The organism is Pseudomonas sp. CFBP13509 (assembly GCF_005233485.1).
Lineage (GTDB): Bacteria > Pseudomonadota > Gammaproteobacteria > Pseudomonadales > Pseudomonadaceae > Aquipseudomonas > Aquipseudomonas marginalis.
Genome location: NZ_QGAA01000019.1, coordinates 1 through 17875, shown reverse-complemented (window position 1 = coordinate 17875; position 17875 = coordinate 1). Strand labels below are relative to the sequence as shown.

Below are 17875 nucleotides of genomic sequence, written 5' to 3'. Positions count from 1 at the left end.
CAGTCAGCGCGAAGGCGTTAAACAGTGAAAGCATCTTGCAGCAGTTTTTCCTGCTGCTCGGCGTGCATCGACGCATAACCACACGCAGGTGCAGCGGAAGCATCACGGCCGGCGTATTCCAGGCCCAGGGCCTTGTTGTGGTTACCGATGCTGCGGCGCAGGTGATGCTGGCTGCTGTACCAAGCGCCCTGGTTCATCGGTTCTTCCTGACACCACACCACATTGGTGAGGTTGGTGTAAGGCGCGATGATCTCCATGAGGTCATCTTCCGGGAACGGGTAAAGCTGCTCGATACGCACGATGGCGATGTCTTCGCGGCCTTCGGCACGGCGTTTTTCCAGCAGGTCGTAGTAGACCTTGCCGCTGCACAGGATCAGGCGAGTGACCTTGGCCGCGTCCAGCGTATCGATCTCTGGAATCACGGTCTGGAACGAACCATCCGCCAGATCTTCCAGGGTCGAGATGGCCAATTTGTGACGCAGCAGCGATTTCGGGGTCAGCACTACCAGCGGCTTGCGCAGCGGGCGGATCACCTGGCGACGCAGCAAGTGGTAGATCTGCGCCGGGGTGGTCGGCACGCACACCTGGATGTTGTGCTCGGCGCACAGCTGCAGGTAACGCTCCAGACGGGCCGAGGAGTGCTCCGGCCCCTGACCTTCATAACCGTGTGGCAGCAGCATGGTCAGACCGCACAGACGGCCCCACTTGTGCTCGCCGCTGGTGATGAACTGGTCGATAACCACCTGGGCACCGTTGGCGAAGTCGCCGAACTGGGCTTCCCAGATCACCAGCGCCTGCGGCGTGGTGGTCGAGTAACCGTATTCGAACGCCAGTACGGCTTCTTCGGACAGGAACGAATCGTACAGGTCGAAACGCGGCTGGCCTTCGTACAGGTTCTGCAGCGGGATGTAGGTGCCCGCGTCTTTCTGGTTGTGCAGTACCGCGTGACGGTGCGAGAACGTACCACGGCCGATGTCCTGGCCGGTCATGCGGATCGGGTGACCTTCGAACGCCAGGGTCGCGTACGCCATGGTTTCGGCATAACCCCAGTTGATCGGCAGGCCGCCGGCTTGCATCTTCTGACGGTCTTCGTAGATCTTCGCAACCTGGCGCTGCACCACGAAGCCATCCGGGATTTCCAGCAGCTTGGCGGACAGTTCCTGCAGGGTCTTCAGATCGAACGAGGTGTCGTGACGCGCCGTCCAGGTGTGACCCAGGTACGGACGCCAGTCAACGAACAGCTCTTTGTTCGGCTCCTTGACCAGGCTTTTTACGACATGCAGACCATTGTCCAGCGCGTTGCGGTATTCATCGATCTTCGCCTGAACCCGTTCATCGTCAACGATACCGGCCTTGGTCAGGCTTTCGGCATACAGCTCACGGGTGGTGCGCTGCTTGGTGATCTGCTGGTACATCAACGGCTGGGTGCCGCTTGGCTCGTCGGCTTCGTTGTGACCGCGACGGCGGTAGCAAACCAGGTCGATCACCACGTCACGCTTGAACTGCATGCGGTAGTCGACAGCCAGTTGGGTCACGAACAGCACGGCTTCCGGATCATCGCCATTCACATGGAGGATCGGCGCCTGGATCATCTTGGCAACGTCGGTGGCGTACTCGGTGGAACGCGCATCCAACGGGTTGCTGATGGTGAAGCCAACCTGGTTGTTGATGACGATGTGAACGGTACCGCCGGTCTTGAAGCCGCGGGTCTGCGACATCTGGAACGTTTCCAGGACCACGCCTTGACCGGCGAATGCCGCGTCACCGTGGATGGAAATCGGCAGGACCTTTTCACCGGTAGTGTCGTTACGACGATCCTGGCGAGCACGGACCGAACCCTCGACCACTGGAGAAACGATTTCCAGGTGGGATGGGTTGAACGCCATGGCCAGGTGAACTTCACCGCCGGTGGTCATCACGTTGGACGAGAAGCCCTGGTGGTATTTAACGTCACCGGAACCCAGCTCGACCTTCTTCTTGCCTTCGAACTCGTCGAACAGCTCACGCGGGTTCTTGCCGAAGGTGTTGACCAACACGTTCAGGCGACCACGGTGGGCCATGCCGATCACGATTTCCTTGGTGCCGTAGGAACCGGAACGCTGGATCAGCTCGTCGAGCATCGGAATCAGGCTCTCGCCGCCTTCCAGGCCGAAACGCTTGGTGCCCGGGTATTTGGTACCCAGGTATTTTTCCAGGCCCTCGGCTGCGGTCACGCGCTCAAGCAGGTGGCTGCGCACGTCGGCGGACAATACCGGACGGCCACGCACGCCTTCCAGGCGATGCTGGAACCAGTGGCGTTGCTCGGAATCGGTGATGTGCGTGAACTCGGCGCCGATGGTGCGGCAATATGTCTGCTGCAACGCTTCGTGAATTTCGCGTAGGCTCGCTTCCTCTTTGCCGATGAACAGGTCGCCGGCACGGAAGGTCGTATCAAGATCGGCATTGGTCAAGCCGTAATGATTGATCGACAGGTCTGCAGGTGCAGGACGCTGCCAGAGCCCCAGCGGGTCAAGCTGGGCCGCCTGGTGGCCACGCATCCGGTAGGCCTGGATCAGTCGCAGTACTTCAACTTGCTTCTTCTCGTGCTCACTGCTCACGCTGCCGGCGGAAACCGGCTGGGCGCGGCGCTGGTTCTTTGCCAGCAGCACGAACTGATCGCGAATTGTTGCGTGCGATACATCGGTGGCAGCGTTGCCGTCTGAAGACAACGTCTGAAATTTGGTGCGCCATTCTTCTGGCACAGCGTTAGGGTCGTGCAGGTAGAGCTCATAAAGCTCTTCCACATAGGCAGCGTTACCACCTGAAAGATAGCCGCTGTTCCACATGCGCTGCATCACGCTTTCTTGCATGCTTGGTCACCCTCGATTTGGGGACACCACCGGCGAAAACACCGAGTTTGCTTGCAAAAGGCCAAGTGCAGCGACCAAAACAAGCCACTTAGGATCACGCTGATAGTTCGGGTACCAACCCGAATGCCCCTGCTTGTCTCATTTCTTCAAAATAAGAGCCGCGGCTTTGTAAGTCGCTGCTCAAGTTAAAACTACGGCGCCGGTTGAAGCCTGCGCCGTAGCATTTACGGGCACAACGGTCCTGCCTTGTTACAACGTCAGTTACACGCCGCTTTGCAGCAGCATGTTACGGATGTGACCAATGGCCTTAGTCGGGTTCAGGCCTTTGGGACATACGTTGACGCAGTTCATGATCCCGCGGCAGCGGAATACGCTGAACGGGTCATCCAGCGAAGCCAGGCGCTCGGACGTCTTGGTGTCACGGCTGTCTGCCAGGAAGCGATACGCTTGCAGCAGGGCAGCTGGGCCCAGGAACTTGTCCGGGTTCCACCAGAAGGACGGGCACGAGGTCGAGCAGCAGGCGCACAGGATGCACTCGTACAGACCGTCGAGCTTTTCACGCTCTTCCGGGGACTGCAGACGCTCGATGGCCGGAGCCGGCGTGTCGTTCTGCAGGAACGGCTTAACTTTCTCGTATTGCTTGTAGAAGATGCTCATATCGACGACCAGGTCACGGATAACCGGCAAACCTGGCAGAGGACGAACGATCAGCTTGTTGCCTTTGACAACAGCGGACAGCGGCGTGATGCACGCCAGGCCGTTTTTGCCGTTGATGTTCATGCCGTCGGAACCGCAAACACCTTCACGGCAAGAGCGACGATAGGAGAAACCCTCGTCCTGCTCTTTGATCAGTGCCAATACATCCAGCACCATCAGGTCTTTACCACCGGTATCGACCTGGAACTCCTGCATGAACGGCGCAGCGTCCTGATCAGGGTTGTAGCGATAAACACTGACTTTCAACATGGCAGCCACCCTTAGTAAGTCCGAATCTTCGGTTCAAACGTCGGAACCGTCTTCGGCGAGAAGTTCACGGCACGCTTGGTTACGCGCTTGTCACCCGGGAAGTACAGGGTGTGGCACAACCAGTTTTCGTCATCGCGATCTTCAAAGTCTTCACGAGCGTGGGCACCACGGGATTCCTTACGAACCTCGGCGGCGATCGCAGTCGCTTCAGCCACTTCCAGCAGGTTTTGCAGTTCAAGGGCTTCGATACGAGCGGTGTTGAACGCCTGGCTCTTATCGTTGATCTTGACGTTGGCGATGCGCTTGCGCAGATCGGCCAGCTGGGCAATACCCTTCTGCATGTATTCGCCGGTACGGAATACACCGAAGTAGTTCTGCATGCAGCTTTGCAGCTCGCGACGCAGGGTTGCCACGTCTTCGCCATCAGTGCGCTCGTTCAGAGCGTTCAGGCGCGACAGGGCGGCCTCGATGTTGGCGTCGGTGGCGTCATCGTATTCGATGCCGTCGGTCAGGGCTTTTTCCAGGTGCAGGCCAGCCGCGCGGCCGAATACCACCAGGTCGAGCAGCGAGTTGCCGCCCAGACGGTTGGCACCGTGTACCGATACGCAGGCCACTTCGCCTACCGCGAACAGACCGTGGATGATCTCGTCCACGCCTTCGGCGTTCTGGGTGATCGCCTGGCCATGAATGTTGGTCGGAACACCGCCCATCATGTAGTGGCAGGTTGGGACAACCGGAACCGGAGCAACAACCGGGTCAACGTGGGCAAAGGTCTTGGACAGCTCACAGATACCCGGCAGGCGGCTGTGCAGCACTTCTTCGCCCAGGTGATCGAGCTTCAGCAGTACGTGGTCGCCATTCGGGCCACAGCCGTTACCGGCGATGATTTCCTTGACCATCGAACGGGCAACGACGTCACGACCCGCCAGGTCTTTCGCGTTCGGAGCATAACGCTCCATGAAACGCTCGCCGTGCTTGTTGATCAGGTAACCACCTTCACCACGGCAACCTTCGGTGACCAGTACACCGGCGCCGGCGATGCCGGTCGGGTGGAACTGCCACATTTCGATGTCCTGCACCGGCACGCCGGCACGCAGTGCCATGCCGACGCCGTCACCGGTGTTGATCAGGGCATTGGTGGTGGAAGCGTAGATACGACCTGCACCGCCGGTCGCCAGAACGGTAGCCTTGGCGCGGATGTAGGTGGTTTCACCGGTTTCGATGCAGATGGCGATCACGCCAACGAATGCACCGTCGGCGTTCTTCACCAGATCCACTGCGTAGTATTCGTTCAGGAACGTGGTGCCGGCTTTCAGGTTGCCCTGATAAAGGGTGTGCAGCAGCGCGTGACCGGTACGGTCGGACGCAGCGCAGGTACGGGCAGCCTGGCCGCCTTTACCGTAGTCCTTCGACTGGCCGCCGAATGGACGCTGGTAGATACGACCTTGTTCGGTACGGGAGAACGGCAGGCCCATGTGGTCCAGCTCGAACACCGCGGCCGGGCCTTCCTGACACATGTATTCGATAGCGTCCTGGTCACCGATGTAGTCGGAACCCTTGACGGTATCGTACATGTGCCAGCGCCAGTCATCGTTCGGGTCGGCGGACGCGATGGCGCAGGTGATGCCACCCTGGGCCGACACGGTGTGGGAGCGCGTCGGGAATACCTTGGTGATCACGGCAGTCTTGTGACCGCCCTGGGCCAGCTGCAGCGCTGCGCGCATGCCGGCACCGCCGCCACCAATGATGATGGCGTCGAAGGAAATAGTTGGAATGTTAGCCATGAATCAGATACCCCAAAGAATCTGCACACCCCAGACGAAGTAAGCGAACATCGCGACGCCGCATACTGCCTGGAAGAGGAAACGGACTGCGGTCGCGGACTTGCCCAGCGCCATCGGCGTCAGGTAGTCGGTCGCGATGGTCCACATGCCGACCCAGGCGTGAGCGCCCAGGGCTACAAGGGCCAGCAGGCTGAAGATTCGCATCGCATTGTGGGAAAACAGCCCGTGCCATTGCTCGTAGCCGATGCCCGGGTTTGCGACGAGGTATCCGATCAGGAAAATGAAATAAGCCGCGAGAACGACCGCAGACACACGCTGCGCCATCCAGTCATAGAGGCCCGAACGCGATAGGTTCGTAACGCTGGTTACCATATCCAAACTCCTGCCAGAACGATCAGCACCACGGAAATGGCGATGATGATTTTCGAGCCCAGGCGGCCGCCTTCCAGCGTCTCACCGATGCCCATGTCCATGATCAAGTGGCGCACACCGGCTACCAGGTGATACAGCAGAGCGGACAGGAGGCCCCATGCTACGAACTTGGCCAGCGGGCTGGTCAAGCATGCCTTCACCTCGGCGTATCCTTCCTCGGAACCCAGGGATTTGCTCAATGCATAAAGCATGATGCCCAAGCCCAGGAACAGGATGATGCCGGAAACACGGTGCAGGAACGACGTAACGCCGGTGATGGGGAGTTTGATGGTCCTTAGGTCTAGGTTTACAGGTCGTTGGCTATTCACGGCTTTTTTTCACACTGAAGAGCCCCTAACAATCAGGGCAAAGTTGTTGGGGAGTGCGACTGGTCAGGTAAGCACCACCCAGGGAGTGCGACCCCCAATGAAAGCAAGCCCAAAAGCCCTTGGCGGTCGGTGGCCGAGTATAGACAGTTAGGTTACTAATGACAACGCGCGCACCTCACCCTAATAGCGGATTGCGCTGGCGGGATAAAAGGCGTAAATGGCGGGCAATTTCGAGGAAAAAGTACGGTTAAAGCCTTCTGGGGCAAGACTTTAGGCAAATTGACATCTGAATTTATCTCACTATAGTGGTGCGGGCCCTGCGTGGGGGGTCTGTCTGATGATTTGAAGCATAAATAGGAGGCCACATGGCTGACAAAAAAGCGCAGTTGATCATCGAGGGCGCAGCCCCCGTCGAGCTGCCCATTTTAACCGGCACCGTTGGTCCCGATGTTATCGACGTACGGGGCCTGACGGCCACGGGCCGTTTCACTTTCGACCCAGGCTTCATGTCGACCGCCTCTTGCGAGTCGAAGATCACCTATATCGACGGCGACAATGGCATCCTGCTGCACCGGGGCTACCCGATCGAGCAACTGGCGGAAAAATCGGACTACCTGGAAACCTGCTACCTGCTGCTAAATGGCGAATTGCCAACAGCCGAGCAAAAAGCCCAGTTCGTCAGCACCGTGAAGAACCACACCATGGTTCACGAGCAGTTGAAGACCTTCTTCAACGGCTTCCGTCGCGACGCCCACCCGATGGCCGTCATGTGCGGCGTGGTCGGCGCCCTGTCGGCCTTCTATCACGACTCCCTCGACATCAATAACCCGCAGCATCGCGAAATTTCCGCGATCCGCCTGGTTGCCAAGATGCCGACCCTGGCCGCAATGGTTTACAAGTACTCCATGGGCCAACCCATGATGTACCCGCGCAACGACCTGACGTACGCGGAAAACTTCCTGCACATGATGTTCAACACCCCGTGCGAGATCAAACCGATCAGCCCGGTGCTGGCCAAGGCAATGGACCGGATCTTCATCCTCCACGCCGACCACGAGCAAAACGCCTCCACCTCCACCGTGCGCCTGGCAGGCTCTTCGGGTGCCAACCCGTTCGCCTGTATCGCCGCCGGCATCGCCGCGCTGTGGGGCCCTGCCCACGGCGGTGCGAACGAAGCCGTATTGACCATGCTCGATGAAATCGGCGATGTGTCCAACATCGACAAGTTCATTGCCAAGGCCAAGGACAAGAACGATCCGTTCAAGTTGATGGGCTTCGGTCACCGGGTCTACAAGAACCGCGACCCACGCGCCACCGTCATGAAGCAGACCTGCGACGAAGTGCTGAAGGAACTGGGCATCAACAACGATCCGCAACTCGAACTGGCCATGCGCCTGGAAGAGATCGCCCTGACCGACCCGTACTTCATCGAACGCTCGCTGTACCCGAACGTCGACTTCTACTCGGGGATCATCCTCAAGGCGATCGGCATTCCAACCAGCATGTTCACCGTGATCTTCGCCCTGGCACGGACCGTGGGCTGGATCTCCCACTGGAAAGAAATGCTCTCCAGCCCGTACAAGATTGGCCGCCCGCGCCAGCTGTACACCGGCTACGAGTCGCGTGACATTACCAAGCTGGAAGATCGCAAGTAAGCACCTTTCAGCAGCACCGAAAACGGCCTCCCTCAGTGGAGGCCGTTTTTATTTGTGTCGACTGATCTACCACCATCGGCGGCTTGCCCCCGATGAGGCCAGTAGCAGCCCCCCATAAACCCCAGGCAAAAAAATACCCCGGCCTTTCGACCGGGGCATTTCTTTATCCAGCTACAACCTTAGTGATTAACCGCCCCACTCGCCCCCAGGCCAGTCTGCGAACGCACAAACTGCGGGAAGTACAGCGCACGCTCTTTCTCTGCCGCCGCCGACTTGTCGGTGATGGAGAAGAACCAGATACCGATGAACGCAATGATCATCGAGAACAGCGCCGGGTATTCGTACGGGAAGATGGCTTTTTCATGATGCAGGATCGAGACCCAGATGGTCGGACCCAGGATCATCAGGCCAACGGCACTGATCAGGCCCAGCCAGCCGCCAATCATCGCGCCACGGGTGGTGAGGTTTTTCCAGTACATGGAAAGCAGCAACACCGGGAAGTTACAGCTGGCGGCAATCGAGAACGCCAGGCCGACCATGAACGCGATGTTCTGGCTTTCGAACAGGATGCCCAGGCCAATCGCCAGCACTGCCAGGGCGATAGTGGTGATCTTCGATACGCGAATCTCATCCTTTTCGTTGGCCTTGCCTTTCTTGATCACGCTGGCGTACAGGTCATGGGACACCGCCGAAGCACCGGCCAGGGTCAAGCCGGCAACCACTGCCAGGATGGTGGCGAAGGCCACAGCCGAGATGAAGCCCAGGAAGATGCTGCCGCCCACCGCGTTGGCCAGGTGCACCGCCGCCATGTTGTTACCGCCCAGCAAGGCGCCTGCAGCATCCTTGAACGCCGGGTTGGTGCTGACCAGCAGGATCGCGCCGAAGCCGATGATAAAGGTCAGGATGTAGAAGTAGCCGATGAAGCCCGTGGCATATAGCACGCTCTTACGCGCTTCCTTGGCGTCACTTACAGTGAAGAAGCGCATCAGGATGTGCGGCAGGCCGGCGGTACCGAACATCAGTGCCAGGCCCAGGGAGAACGCGGAGATCGGGTCTTTCACCAGGCCGCCGGGGCTCATGATCGCTTCACCTTTAGGGTGAACCTTGATCGCCTCGGAGAACAGCATGTTGAAGTCGAAGTTGACGTGCTTCATCACCATCAGCGCCATGAACGAGGCACCGGACAGCAACAGCACCGCCTTGATGATCTGCACCCAAGTGGTCGCCAGCATGCCGCCGAACAGCACGTACATGCACATCAGGATCCCGACCAGGATCACCGCCACGTGGTAGTCGAGGCCGAACAGTAGCTGGATCAGCTTGCCCGCCCCCACCATTTGCGCGATCAGGTAGAACGCCACCACGACCAGGGAACCACAGGCCGACAGGCTGCGGATCTGGGTTTGCCCGAGGCGATAGGACGCCACGTCGGCAAAGGTGTACTTGCCCAGGTTACGCAGGCGCTCGGCGATCAGGAACAGAATGATCGGCCAGCCCACCAGGAAGCCGATCGAGTAGATCAGGCCGTCGTAGCCAGAAGTGAACACCAGCGCGGAAATACCCAGGAAGGATGCGGCCGACATGTAGTCGCCGGCAATCGCCAGGCCGTTCTGGAAACCGGTGATCTTGCCGCCGGCCGCATAGTAGTCGGCCGCCGACTTGTTGCGCTTGGACGCCCAGTAGGTAATGCACAACGTCGCGCCGACAAAGGCCACGAACATCAGGATCGCTGCGATATTCAGCGGTTGTTTGTGCACTTCACCGGTCAATGCATCCGCCGCCCAAACAGCGGGTGCAAAGACCGAAGCGCCGAATACAGCCAATAGACGACGGATCATTGCGCAGCCTCCTTGAGAATCGCATTGTTCAGGTCGTCGAATTCGCCGTTGGCGCGTCGCACATAGATGCCGGTGAGGACAAAGGCCGAGACAATCAGCCCGACACCGATGGGGATGCCCCAGGTGATGGATGAGCCGGGGCTGAGTTTGGCCCCCAGTATTTGTGGCCCGTAGGCGATCAACAGGATGAAGCCGGAGTACAGCCCTAGCATGATCGCCGAGAGAATCCAGGCGAACCTTTCCCTTTTTCTCACCAGCTCCTTGAAACGTGGGCTGTTTTGAATCGAGAGGTAAATGCTGTCGTTCATTGTTTTTATCCTCGCAGCACAGCTTTTTTATTATTGGAACGTATCCACTGTATGCGGCTGCGGAACAGGTTCCAGACGACCTTAGTATTAGACGGAGTGTAGCGAGGGATTGAGAGGGCGCAGAAACATTTGCGGGTGACGAAAATAATGTGGGAGGGGGCTTGCTCTCGATAGCGGTGAACCAGTCAGATCATTGACGACTGACACACCGCAATCGCGAGCAAGCCCCCTCCCACAGGGGTTGTATCAAGGCATTGGGGGGGTTATTTACCGGTCCACTCGGCTACGCGCTCAGGGTGCTTGGCAACCCAGTCCTTGGCCGCTGCATCAGGCTTGGCGCCTTCCTGGATAGCGAGCATGACTTCGCCGATCTCATCCTTGGAGGCCCACTGGAATTTCTTCAGGAACGCCGCGACTTCCGGCGCTTTCTTCTCCAGGCCCTTGCTGCCGATGCTGTTGACGGTTTCAGCAGCACCATAAATCCCTTTTGGATCGTCCAGGAAACGCAGTTTCCACTTGGCGAACATCCAGTGTGGCACCCAGCCGGTGACCGCAATGGATTCCTGTTTGTCTTCGGCACGGGTCAGCTCGGCGATCATCGCCGCACCCGAACTGGCTTGCAGTTTGTAGTCGAGGCCGTACTGCTTGATGGCTTCGTCGGTCTTGAGCATCACGCCTGAACCGGCGTCGATGCCGACGATCTTGTTCTTGAAGGTGGTGTCGGTCTTGAGGTCTTCGATGGACTTGGCCTTGACGTACTCCGGCACGATCAAGCCGATCTTCGCATCCTTGAAGTTGGGGCCGTAGTCGACCACCTTGTCCTTGTTCTTGGTCCAATACTCGCCATGGGTTACCGGCAGCCAGGCGGAGAGCATGGCATCGAGCTTGCCGGTGGCCACGCCCTGCCACATGATCCCGGTGGCGACCGCTTGCAGTTTGACGTCATAACCGAGCTTTTCCCTGATCACCTCTGCCGCCACATGCGTGGTGGCAACGCTGTCGGACCAACCATCTACATAACCGATGCTCAGGGTTTTGCTGTCGGCGCTGGCCAGTGTGGAGCTCATCGCAACTACCAGAGTGGCAGCTGCGCCCAAGAGTCGTCGCATCTTCATCGTACTTCCCCGAAAGTGCTGCGCCCGACGGATGTCGAGCGACGTCAACCTGTTGTTATGTGGTGCGCCGCGCCCCCTTCACGCGCATCGATCCGGCTGCTGCGACATCAGTGGAGTGCTGACACGTCGATCATCAACCTGCCGCAGCCTTCGACCTGCTCTGTCAGCGACCTCATGCAAGCAAGAAACGACATCACATCGCCAGTAGGACTTTTTGTAGGACTTAACCCCACGATCCCGCCTGAACTTTGCATGTCAAAATTATGCAGCCCCACTGGGATAGCGCAAATCCGGGTAAGATGCGCGCCTTTGCTCCCCCAGATAAGCCGACCATGCCCGCCACTGCCCGCTTCCCTGCCCTGCCCTATTGCTTCGCTTTGATCCTCGGCCTGCTGGCCCTTGTCGGCTACTGGTATGGCCTCGGCCGCCCGGTGGTGCTGCCGGATGTGGCCAGTGCCAGTCACAAGCTGCAATGTGCGTCGTACACACCGTTCGACAAGGACCAATCGCCCTTCGACCAACCGTTCACACTGCGCCCCGCACGCATGGACGCCGACCTGGCCCTGCTGGCCACCCGCTTCGAATGCATCCGCACCTACTCCATGACCGGCCTGGAAGCCTTGCCGGACCTGGCGCGCAAGCATGGGTTAAAGGTGATGGCGGGCGCCTGGGTCAGCAGCGACCCGGTCGCGACCGAAAAAGAAGTCGACCAACTGATCGCCTCGGCTAACGCCAACCCCGATGTGGTCACCTCGGTGATCGTCGGCAACGAAGCGCTGCTGCGCAAGGAAGTCACCGCCAAACAGCTGGTGACGCTGATCCATAAAGTCAAAAGCCAGATCAAGCAGCCGGTCACCTACGCCGACGTCTGGGAGTTTTGGCTGCAGCACCCGGAAATCGCTCCGGCGGTGGACTTCCTGACCATCCACCTGCTGCCCTACTGGGAAGATGACCCCTCCGGCATCGACCAGGCCCTCAAGCATGTGGGCGATGTACGCCAGACCTTTGGCAACAAATTCGCGCCCAAGGACATATTGATCGGCGAGACCGGCTGGCCCAGCGAAGGTCGCCAGCGCGAAACCGCAGTGCCAAGCCGGGTCAATGAAGCCAGGTTCATGCGCGGTTTCGTGGCCATGGCCGAAGCCAATGGCTGGCACTACAACCTGATCGAAGCGTTTGACCAGCCGTGGAAGCGCGCCAGTGAAGGTACCGTGGGCGGCTACTGGGGCCTGTTCGATGCCGACCGCCAGGACAAGGGCATCCTCGCCGGGCCGGTGACCAATGTGCCGCACTGGCCGCTCTGGCTGGGGGTCGGCGGGATTATCCTGCTGGGCACGCTGGTGCTCGGTGGCCGCGTTCGCAGCACTCGTGCCGCGATGGCCCTGCCGCTGCTGGGTGCAGTGGCGGCCTGTTCCATCGGCACCTGGGCTGAACTGACCCGCGTGACTGCGCGCTTCAACGATGAATGGGCATGGGCCGGTTTGCTCGTGGCGCTGAACGTGCTGGTGCTGGCCCACGCTGCACTGGCCTTGAGTGCCCGTGAAGGCTGGCGCGAACGCCTGTTCAACTGGCTGGAACACCGTGCTGGCTGGCTGGTGGCAATCGCCGGGTTCGCGGGCGCCGTGATGATGCTGGCACTGGTGTTTGACCCACGCTACCGCAGCTTCCCGAGTGCGGCGCTGCTGCTGCCGGCGTTGGTGTACCTGGTTCGTCCGGTGACCGGGCCACGCCGGGAGATTGCCTTGCTGACCTTTATCATCGGGGCCGGCATCGCGCCACAGCTTTACCGTGAAGGTCTGCTGAACCAGCAGGCATGGGGTTGGGCATTGGTAAGCGGGTTAATGGTTGCGGCTTTGTGGCGGTGCTTGCGGATGCGCAAGGCTTAAAAGCGCCATCGGGGGCAAGCCCCCGATTGGCCTTATCAGGCGCGCCGCGACTGCCTGACCAACCGCAACCCCGCAATCACCACCGCAAACACCGCAAACGAGGTGTTGTACAACGCCAGGGCCGGCAGCCCGAACACCAGCCCCAGTACCGCCAAGCCCCATCCCGCACGGCCCGGCACGAAAAACGCCAGCACCGAGGTCACCAGCGCGGCCCAGCCCAGCACTTTGAAGTGAATCATCAAACCCAGGTTCGAACGTACCTGGCATTCCCAGCGGCTGGCCTCGTCGGCACAGATGCCGACCCACTGGCCATCTTCCATAAAGCCGTAACGCGCGCCATAACTGGCAGCCAGCCATAACGGCAGGGCAATAAGCAGCAAAATCAACGGCAAGCGGCGGGACATGGAGCACTCCGATAGGCAAAAACGGCGCTCAGCTTAATGCGCCGGCGGCCGTTAGCAAGGTGCGTACACACAATTAGTGTTCACTAATGCATGGCAAAGTGTATCGTCTCGCTACTATTACCCCGATTCCGACGTTATTTTCCGACTTTTCGTGCCGAGAGCTGGCACTTCGGTGGCAACGCGGTGGTCATAGCCTGCGAACTTCATTAAGCACGTTTCCTCTTAGGGATTAAGTCATGCTCCGTTCCTTGCGCTGTGCTGCCTTACTGGGCAGCCTTTTTTTGAGTGCGTCAGCACTGGCCGTCGATATCGACCAAGCCAGCTATGGCTACCCTTTGACCAACCCATTCGAAGCGACCATCGCCACCACACCGCCTGACCTTCGGCCTACATTGCCGACCGATGACGAGATCAACCAGTCCGACTACACCCTGAACATGCGCCCCGAGCGCGAGTTCAGCCTGCCGGACAACTTCTGGGCAGTGAAGAAACTCACTTACCGCATCGCCAAGCAGGATCGCGCCGCGCCGCTGATCTTCCTGATCGCAGGCACCGGTGCGCGGTTTGACAGCAGCATCAACGAATACCTGAAAAAACTGTATTACCAGGCCGGCTACCACGTGGTGCAACTGTCGTCGCCCACCAGCTTCGACTTCATCGCCTCGGCTTCGCGCTTCGCCACCCCCGGCATCAGCCAGGAAGATGCCGAAGACATGTACCGCGTGATGCAGGCCGTGCGTGCCCAGAATGCCTCGCTGCCGGTGACCGACTTCTACCTCACCGGCTACAGCCTCGGCGCGCTGGATGCGGCGTTTGTCAGCAAGCTCGACGAGACCCGCCGCAGCTTCAACTTCAAGAAAGTGCTGCTGCTCAACCCGCCGGTCAACCTCTACACCTCGATCACCAACCTCGACAAGCTGGTACAGACCGAGGTCAAGGGCATCAACAACACCACCACCTTCTATGAACTGGTGTTGAACAAGCTGACCCGTTACTTCCAGCAAAAGGGCTACATCGACCTCAACGACGCCCTGCTCTACGACTTCCAGCAATCCAAGCAGCACCTGACCAACGAACAGATGGCCATGCTGATCGGCACCTCGTTCCGCTTCTCGGCGGCCGACATCGCCTTTACTTCGGACCTGATCAACCGCCGCGGCCTGATCATCCCGCCGAAGTACCCGATCAGCGAAGGCACCAGCCTCACGCCGTTCCTCAAGCGTGCGCTGCAATGCGACTTCGATTGCTACCTCACCGAACAGGTAATCCCGATGTGGCGCGCCCGCTCCGACGGCGGCAGCCTGTTGCAACTGGTTGACCAGGTCAGCCTGTACGCCCTCAAGGACTACCTGCACGCCAGCCCGAAAATCGCCGTCATGCACAACGCCGACGACGTGATCCTCGGCCCGGGCGACCTCGGCTTCCTGCGCAAGACCTTCGGCGATCGCTTGACCGTCTACCCCTTGGGCGGCCACTGCGGCAACCTCAATTACCGCGTCAACGCCGACGCCATGCTGGAGTTCTTCCGTGGCTAAATATCTTCTGCTGCTTGCCGCCCTGATGTGCGCAGGCGTTGCCAATGCCGACAACAGCAAGGCTCACGCGCCTGTGGTGATGGACTCCGACGGTTTCAAGGAGCCGTTGAGCAAACTCAAGTTCAACCCAGGCCTGGACCAGCGTGAATTCGAACGCTCGTCGGTCAACGCCCTCAACGTGTATGACCCGCTCGAATCGTGGAACCGCCGCGTGTACCACTTCAACTATCGCTTTGACCAATGGGTGTTCCTGCCGGTGGTCGACGGTTACCGCTACGTCACGCCAAGCTTCCTGCGCACCGGCGTGAGCAACTTCTTCAACAACCTGGGCGACGTGCCCAACCTGTTGAACAGCCTCTTGCAACTCAAGGGCCACCGTTCCCTGGAAACCACCGGGCGCCTGCTGCTCAACACCACCGTCGGCATCGCCGGCCTGTGGGACCCGGCGACCGCCATGGGCCTGCCGCGCCAGAGCGAAGACTTCGGCCAGACCCTGGGCTTCTACGGCGTGCCCGGCGGTGCCTACCTGGTACTGCCGATCTTCGGTCCGTCGAACCTGCGCGACACCGGCGGCTTGCTGGTGGACTACACCGCCGAGTCCCAGATCAACTTCCTCAACGTCTCCGAAGTCAGCTCCAACCACCCGGAAATCTGGGCCCTGCGTGCGGTGGACAAGCGCTACCAGACCAGCTTCCGCTACGGTCAGATGAACTCGCCGTTCGAGTATGAGAAGGTGCGGTATATCTATACGGAATCACGCAAGTTGCAGATTGCCGAGTAAATAACGCCCGTAAAAAAGGCCATTCGATTGAATGGCCTTTTTTTGTGGCGGCGATTTATGCCCTGAGCGCTTTCCAGCTCTTGCCCACCACGCTGACCACTGCCAATACCACCGCCCCGGCAATAATCCCCGCCACCGCATTCAGTAACGTCGGCATCAACCACGCCAATGCACCTGTGCTCTGGCTCACACCCTCGATCCAATGATGCACCACCGGCACGCCATGGGTAAGGATGCCACCGCCGACCATGAACATCGCCGCCGTGCCGATCACCGACAGGCTCTTCATCATGTACGGCGCCGCGCGCAGGATGCCGCCACCGATACTGCGAGCCATCTGGCCAGGCTTCTGGGTAAGCCACAGGCCCAGGTCATCCAGCTTGACGATACCGGCCACCAGCCCGTAGACGCCGATGGTCATGACGATGGCGATGCCCGACAGGACAATCACTTGCTGCATCAACGGCGCATCGGCCACGGTGCCGAGGGTGATGGCGATGATTTCCGCAGAGAGGATGAAGTCGGTACGAATAGCGCCTTTGATCTTGTCCTTTTCAAAGGCCACCAGATCAGTAGCCGGGTTAGCCACCGCTTCAACCAGCTGCGCATGGTCGGCCTGGACTTCAGCCTTGCTGTGCAGGAATTTATGCGCGAGCTTCTCGAAGCCTTCGAAACACAGGTAGGCGCCGCCGAGCATCAACAACGGTGTGACGGCCCAAGGGGCAAAGGCGCTGATCAACAGCGCAGTGGGCACCAGGATCAACTTGTTGATGAAGGACCCCTTGGCAACGGCCCATACCACCGGGATTTCCCGCTCGGCACGCACGCCGGAAACCTGCTGGGCGTTGAGCGCCAGGTCATCGCCGAGCACTCCGGCGGTTTTTTTTGCCGCTACTTTTGTCATCAGGGCAACGTCATCGAGTACTGCGGCGATGTCGTCGATCAACACCAACAAGCTGCTTCCTGCCATGAATCGGGCTTCCTTAAGAGAGGGATGGGCGGAGCATAACGCGGCGCAGGGCTTTGCGGGCACATTGTTGAGGCCCGCGGATAGCCGGTGCTACCATGCGCAACCGCCTGTCCTGGCAAGGAAACTCCCCGTGCTCAGTTTCATAGATACGTTTCTCTTTTGGCGAGTGGCTGTTGTCGTCAGGCAAGGAGCCGCGACGACTCATCGCTCGCTATGGGGAGGAGCGGCGACGCAGAATGGCGGCAACAGACGCCGTCAAAAAGAAACAGTATCTGTGAGACTGAGCACTTTATGAGCACCATTCGCGAGCGCAACAAAGAAAAGATCCTGCGGGCGGCGAGCGAGGAGTTTGCCGACAAGGGCTTCGCCGCGACCAAAACCAGCGACATCGCCGCCAAGGCCGGGCTGCCCAAGCCCAACGTCTATTACTACTTCAAGTCCAAGGACAACCTCTACCGCGAGGTGCTCGAAAGCATTATCGAGCCGATCCTGGCGGCGTCCACGCCGTTCAACCCCGAGGGCGAGCCTTCAGCGGTGCTGAGCAACTACATCCGCTCGAAAATCCGCATCTCCCGCGACCTGCCCTTCGCCTCCAAGGTGTTCGCCAGCGAAATCATGCATGGCGCACCGCACCTGAGTGCCGAGCAGGTCCAACAACTCAACGCCCAGGCCAAGCACAATATCGACTGCATCCAGAGCTGGGTGGATCGCGGGTTGATTGCAGCTATCGACCCTCATCACCTGATGTTCAGCATCTGGGCGGCGACGCAGACCTATGCGGATTTCGACTGGCAGATTTCCGCGGTGACCGGCAAAGCCAAGCTGGATGAGGCCGATTATGAAGCGGCGGCGCAGACGATTATCCGGTTGGTGCTCAAGGGCTGTGAACCCGACTGACACACTGAGGTGCCCCCGATGAGCATAAGTATCTACACAACTTCAGTAGGATAACGCGTAGCAGCTGTCGAGCCTTGGCGAGGCTGCGTTTGCGGCGCGTCTGACACACCGCCGACGCAGCCTCGCCAAGGCTCGACAGCTGCTACG

At 59.5% G+C, this 17875-nt stretch carries 15 protein-coding genes; 5 read left to right on the top strand and 10 right to left on the bottom strand.

Features of this window, described 5'->3' with window-relative positions; genetic code table 11:
• Positions 1–17: 17 nt before the first annotated feature.
• The 5 genes from PspCFBP13509_RS25290 to sdhC form a co-directional block, all read right to left on the bottom strand.
• A complete protein-coding gene (locus tag PspCFBP13509_RS25290; protein ID WP_065924488.1) occupies positions 18–2849 on the bottom strand; it encodes a 2-oxoglutarate dehydrogenase E1 component in 2832 nt (943 codons plus the stop codon).
• Between the two features lie 261 nt (positions 2850–3110).
• Positions 3111–3815: a succinate dehydrogenase iron-sulfur subunit gene (locus PspCFBP13509_RS25285; RefSeq protein WP_003172807.1), complete on the bottom strand. Its 705-nt coding sequence runs from the start codon at positions 3813–3815 to the stop codon at positions 3111–3113.
• An 11-nt stretch (positions 3816–3826) separates the two neighbouring features.
• Positions 3827–5599: a succinate dehydrogenase flavoprotein subunit gene (gene sdhA / locus PspCFBP13509_RS25280; protein ID WP_065924487.1), complete on the bottom strand. Its 1773-nt coding sequence runs from the start codon at positions 5597–5599 to the stop codon at positions 3827–3829.
• A 3-nt stretch (positions 5600–5602) separates the two neighbouring features.
• Positions 5603–5971, bottom strand: a complete 369-nt coding sequence (gene sdhD / locus PspCFBP13509_RS25275) for a succinate dehydrogenase, hydrophobic membrane anchor protein (protein ID WP_003172805.1) — start codon at positions 5969–5971, stop codon at positions 5603–5605.
• A complete protein-coding gene (gene sdhC, locus PspCFBP13509_RS25270) occupies positions 5965–6339 on the bottom strand; it encodes a succinate dehydrogenase, cytochrome b556 subunit (RefSeq protein WP_003172804.1) in 375 nt (124 codons plus the stop codon). Before sdhC ends, sdhD begins: the two co-directional genes overlap by 7 nt.
• Positions 6340–6704: 365 nt before the next feature.
• Between sdhC and gltA the strand changes: the two genes are divergently transcribed.
• On the top strand, positions 6705–7994 hold the full coding sequence (gene gltA, locus PspCFBP13509_RS25265) for a citrate synthase (protein WP_003222994.1): 1290 nt from the start codon (positions 6705–6707) through the stop codon (positions 7992–7994).
• A 179-nt stretch (positions 7995–8173) separates the two neighbouring features.
• On the opposite strand, the gene PspCFBP13509_RS25260 is transcribed toward gltA, so the two are convergent.
• The 3 genes from PspCFBP13509_RS25260 to PspCFBP13509_RS25250 form a co-directional block, all read right to left on the bottom strand.
• Positions 8174–9832 carry a cation acetate symporter gene (locus PspCFBP13509_RS25260; protein ID WP_065924486.1) on the bottom strand — a complete coding sequence of 553 codons (1659 nt, stop codon included), beginning with the start codon at positions 9830–9832 and terminating at the stop codon, positions 8174–8176.
• Entirely contained in the window at positions 9829–10140 is a 312-nt protein-coding gene (locus tag PspCFBP13509_RS25255) for a DUF485 domain-containing protein (protein WP_024074297.1), read from the bottom strand. The genes PspCFBP13509_RS25260 and PspCFBP13509_RS25255 overlap by 4 nt, the downstream gene beginning before the upstream one ends.
• Before the next feature lie 263 nt (positions 10141–10403).
• The gene (locus tag PspCFBP13509_RS25250; protein ID WP_027607053.1) at positions 10404–11255 is read right to left on the bottom strand and encodes a glycine betaine ABC transporter substrate-binding protein; all 852 of its coding nucleotides are present in this window, start codon (positions 11253–11255) and stop codon (positions 10404–10406) included.
• 332 nt (positions 11256–11587) lie between these two features.
• On the opposite strand from PspCFBP13509_RS25250, the gene PspCFBP13509_RS25240 reads away from it, so the two are divergent.
• Positions 11588–13141, top strand: coding sequence for a glycoside hydrolase family 17 protein (locus tag PspCFBP13509_RS25240; RefSeq protein ID WP_137212850.1), 1554 nt, complete (start codon positions 11588–11590; stop codon positions 13139–13141).
• A 35-nt stretch (positions 13142–13176) separates the two neighbouring features.
• Here the strand turns inward: PspCFBP13509_RS25240 and PspCFBP13509_RS25235 are convergent, their stop codons facing one another.
• Complete coding sequence (locus tag PspCFBP13509_RS25235; RefSeq protein ID WP_065924484.1) at positions 13177–13545, bottom strand: hypothetical protein; 369 nt, start codon at positions 13543–13545, stop codon at positions 13177–13179.
• Between the two features lie 236 nt (positions 13546–13781).
• Here PspCFBP13509_RS25235 and PspCFBP13509_RS25230 point away from each other — a divergent pair, with 236 nt between their 5' ends.
• Both PspCFBP13509_RS25230 and PspCFBP13509_RS25225 read left to right on the top strand, forming a co-directional pair.
• Complete coding sequence (locus PspCFBP13509_RS25230) at positions 13782–15080, top strand: serine/threonine protein kinase (protein WP_027607050.1); 1299 nt, start codon at positions 13782–13784, stop codon at positions 15078–15080.
• A complete protein-coding gene (locus PspCFBP13509_RS25225; protein WP_027607049.1) occupies positions 15073–15861 on the top strand; it encodes an MlaA family lipoprotein in 789 nt (262 codons plus the stop codon). The genes PspCFBP13509_RS25230 and PspCFBP13509_RS25225 overlap by 8 nt, the downstream gene beginning before the upstream one ends.
• Positions 15862–15916: 55 nt before the next feature.
• Here the strand turns inward: PspCFBP13509_RS25225 and PspCFBP13509_RS25220 are convergent, their stop codons facing one another.
• Positions 15917–16831: a DUF808 domain-containing protein gene (locus PspCFBP13509_RS25220; protein ID WP_065924482.1), complete on the bottom strand. Its 915-nt coding sequence runs from the start codon at positions 16829–16831 to the stop codon at positions 15917–15919.
• A gap of 291 nt (positions 16832–17122) precedes the next feature.
• Between PspCFBP13509_RS25220 and PspCFBP13509_RS25215 the strand changes: the two genes are divergently transcribed.
• A complete protein-coding gene (locus PspCFBP13509_RS25215) occupies positions 17123–17728 on the top strand; it encodes a TetR/AcrR family transcriptional regulator (RefSeq protein WP_065924481.1) in 606 nt (201 codons plus the stop codon).
• The last annotated feature ends 147 nt before the right edge of the window (positions 17729–17875 follow it).

Bases quoted from the DNA above. Each gene is read 5' to 3' on its own strand.
- PspCFBP13509_RS25290 (WP_065924488.1), bottom strand. From the start codon at position 2,849: ATGCAAGAAAGCGTGATGCAGCGCATGTGGAACAGCGGCTATCTTTCA.
- PspCFBP13509_RS25285 (WP_003172807.1), bottom strand. From the start codon at position 3,815: ATGTTGAAAGTCAGTGTTTATCGCTACAACCCTGATCAGGACGCTGCG.
- sdhA (WP_065924487.1), bottom strand. From the start codon at position 5,599: ATGGCTAACATTCCAACTATTTCCTTCGACGCCATCATCATTGGTGGC.
- sdhD (WP_003172805.1), bottom strand. From the start codon at position 5,971: ATGGTAACCAGCGTTACGAACCTATCGCGTTCGGGCCTCTATGACTGG.
- gltA (WP_003222994.1), top strand. From the start codon at position 6,705: ATGGCTGACAAAAAAGCGCAGTTGATCATCGAGGGCGCAGCCCCCGTC.
- PspCFBP13509_RS25260 (WP_065924486.1), bottom strand. From the start codon at position 9,832: ATGATCCGTCGTCTATTGGCTGTATTCGGCGCTTCGGTCTTTGCACCC.
- PspCFBP13509_RS25255 (WP_024074297.1), bottom strand. From the start codon at position 10,140: ATGAACGACAGCATTTACCTCTCGATTCAAAACAGCCCACGTTTCAAG.
- PspCFBP13509_RS25250 (WP_027607053.1), bottom strand. From the start codon at position 11,255: ATGAAGATGCGACGACTCTTGGGCGCAGCTGCCACTCTGGTAGTTGCG.
- PspCFBP13509_RS25240 (WP_137212850.1), top strand. From the start codon at position 11,588: ATGCCCGCCACTGCCCGCTTCCCTGCCCTGCCCTATTGCTTCGCTTTG.
- PspCFBP13509_RS25235 (WP_065924484.1), bottom strand. From the start codon at position 13,545: ATGTCCCGCCGCTTGCCGTTGATTTTGCTGCTTATTGCCCTGCCGTTA.
- PspCFBP13509_RS25230 (WP_027607050.1), top strand. From the start codon at position 13,782: ATGCTCCGTTCCTTGCGCTGTGCTGCCTTACTGGGCAGCCTTTTTTTG.
- PspCFBP13509_RS25220 (WP_065924482.1), bottom strand. From the start codon at position 16,831: ATGGCAGGAAGCAGCTTGTTGGTGTTGATCGACGACATCGCCGCAGTA.
- PspCFBP13509_RS25215 (WP_065924481.1), top strand. From the start codon at position 17,123: ATGAGCACCATTCGCGAGCGCAACAAAGAAAAGATCCTGCGGGCGGCG.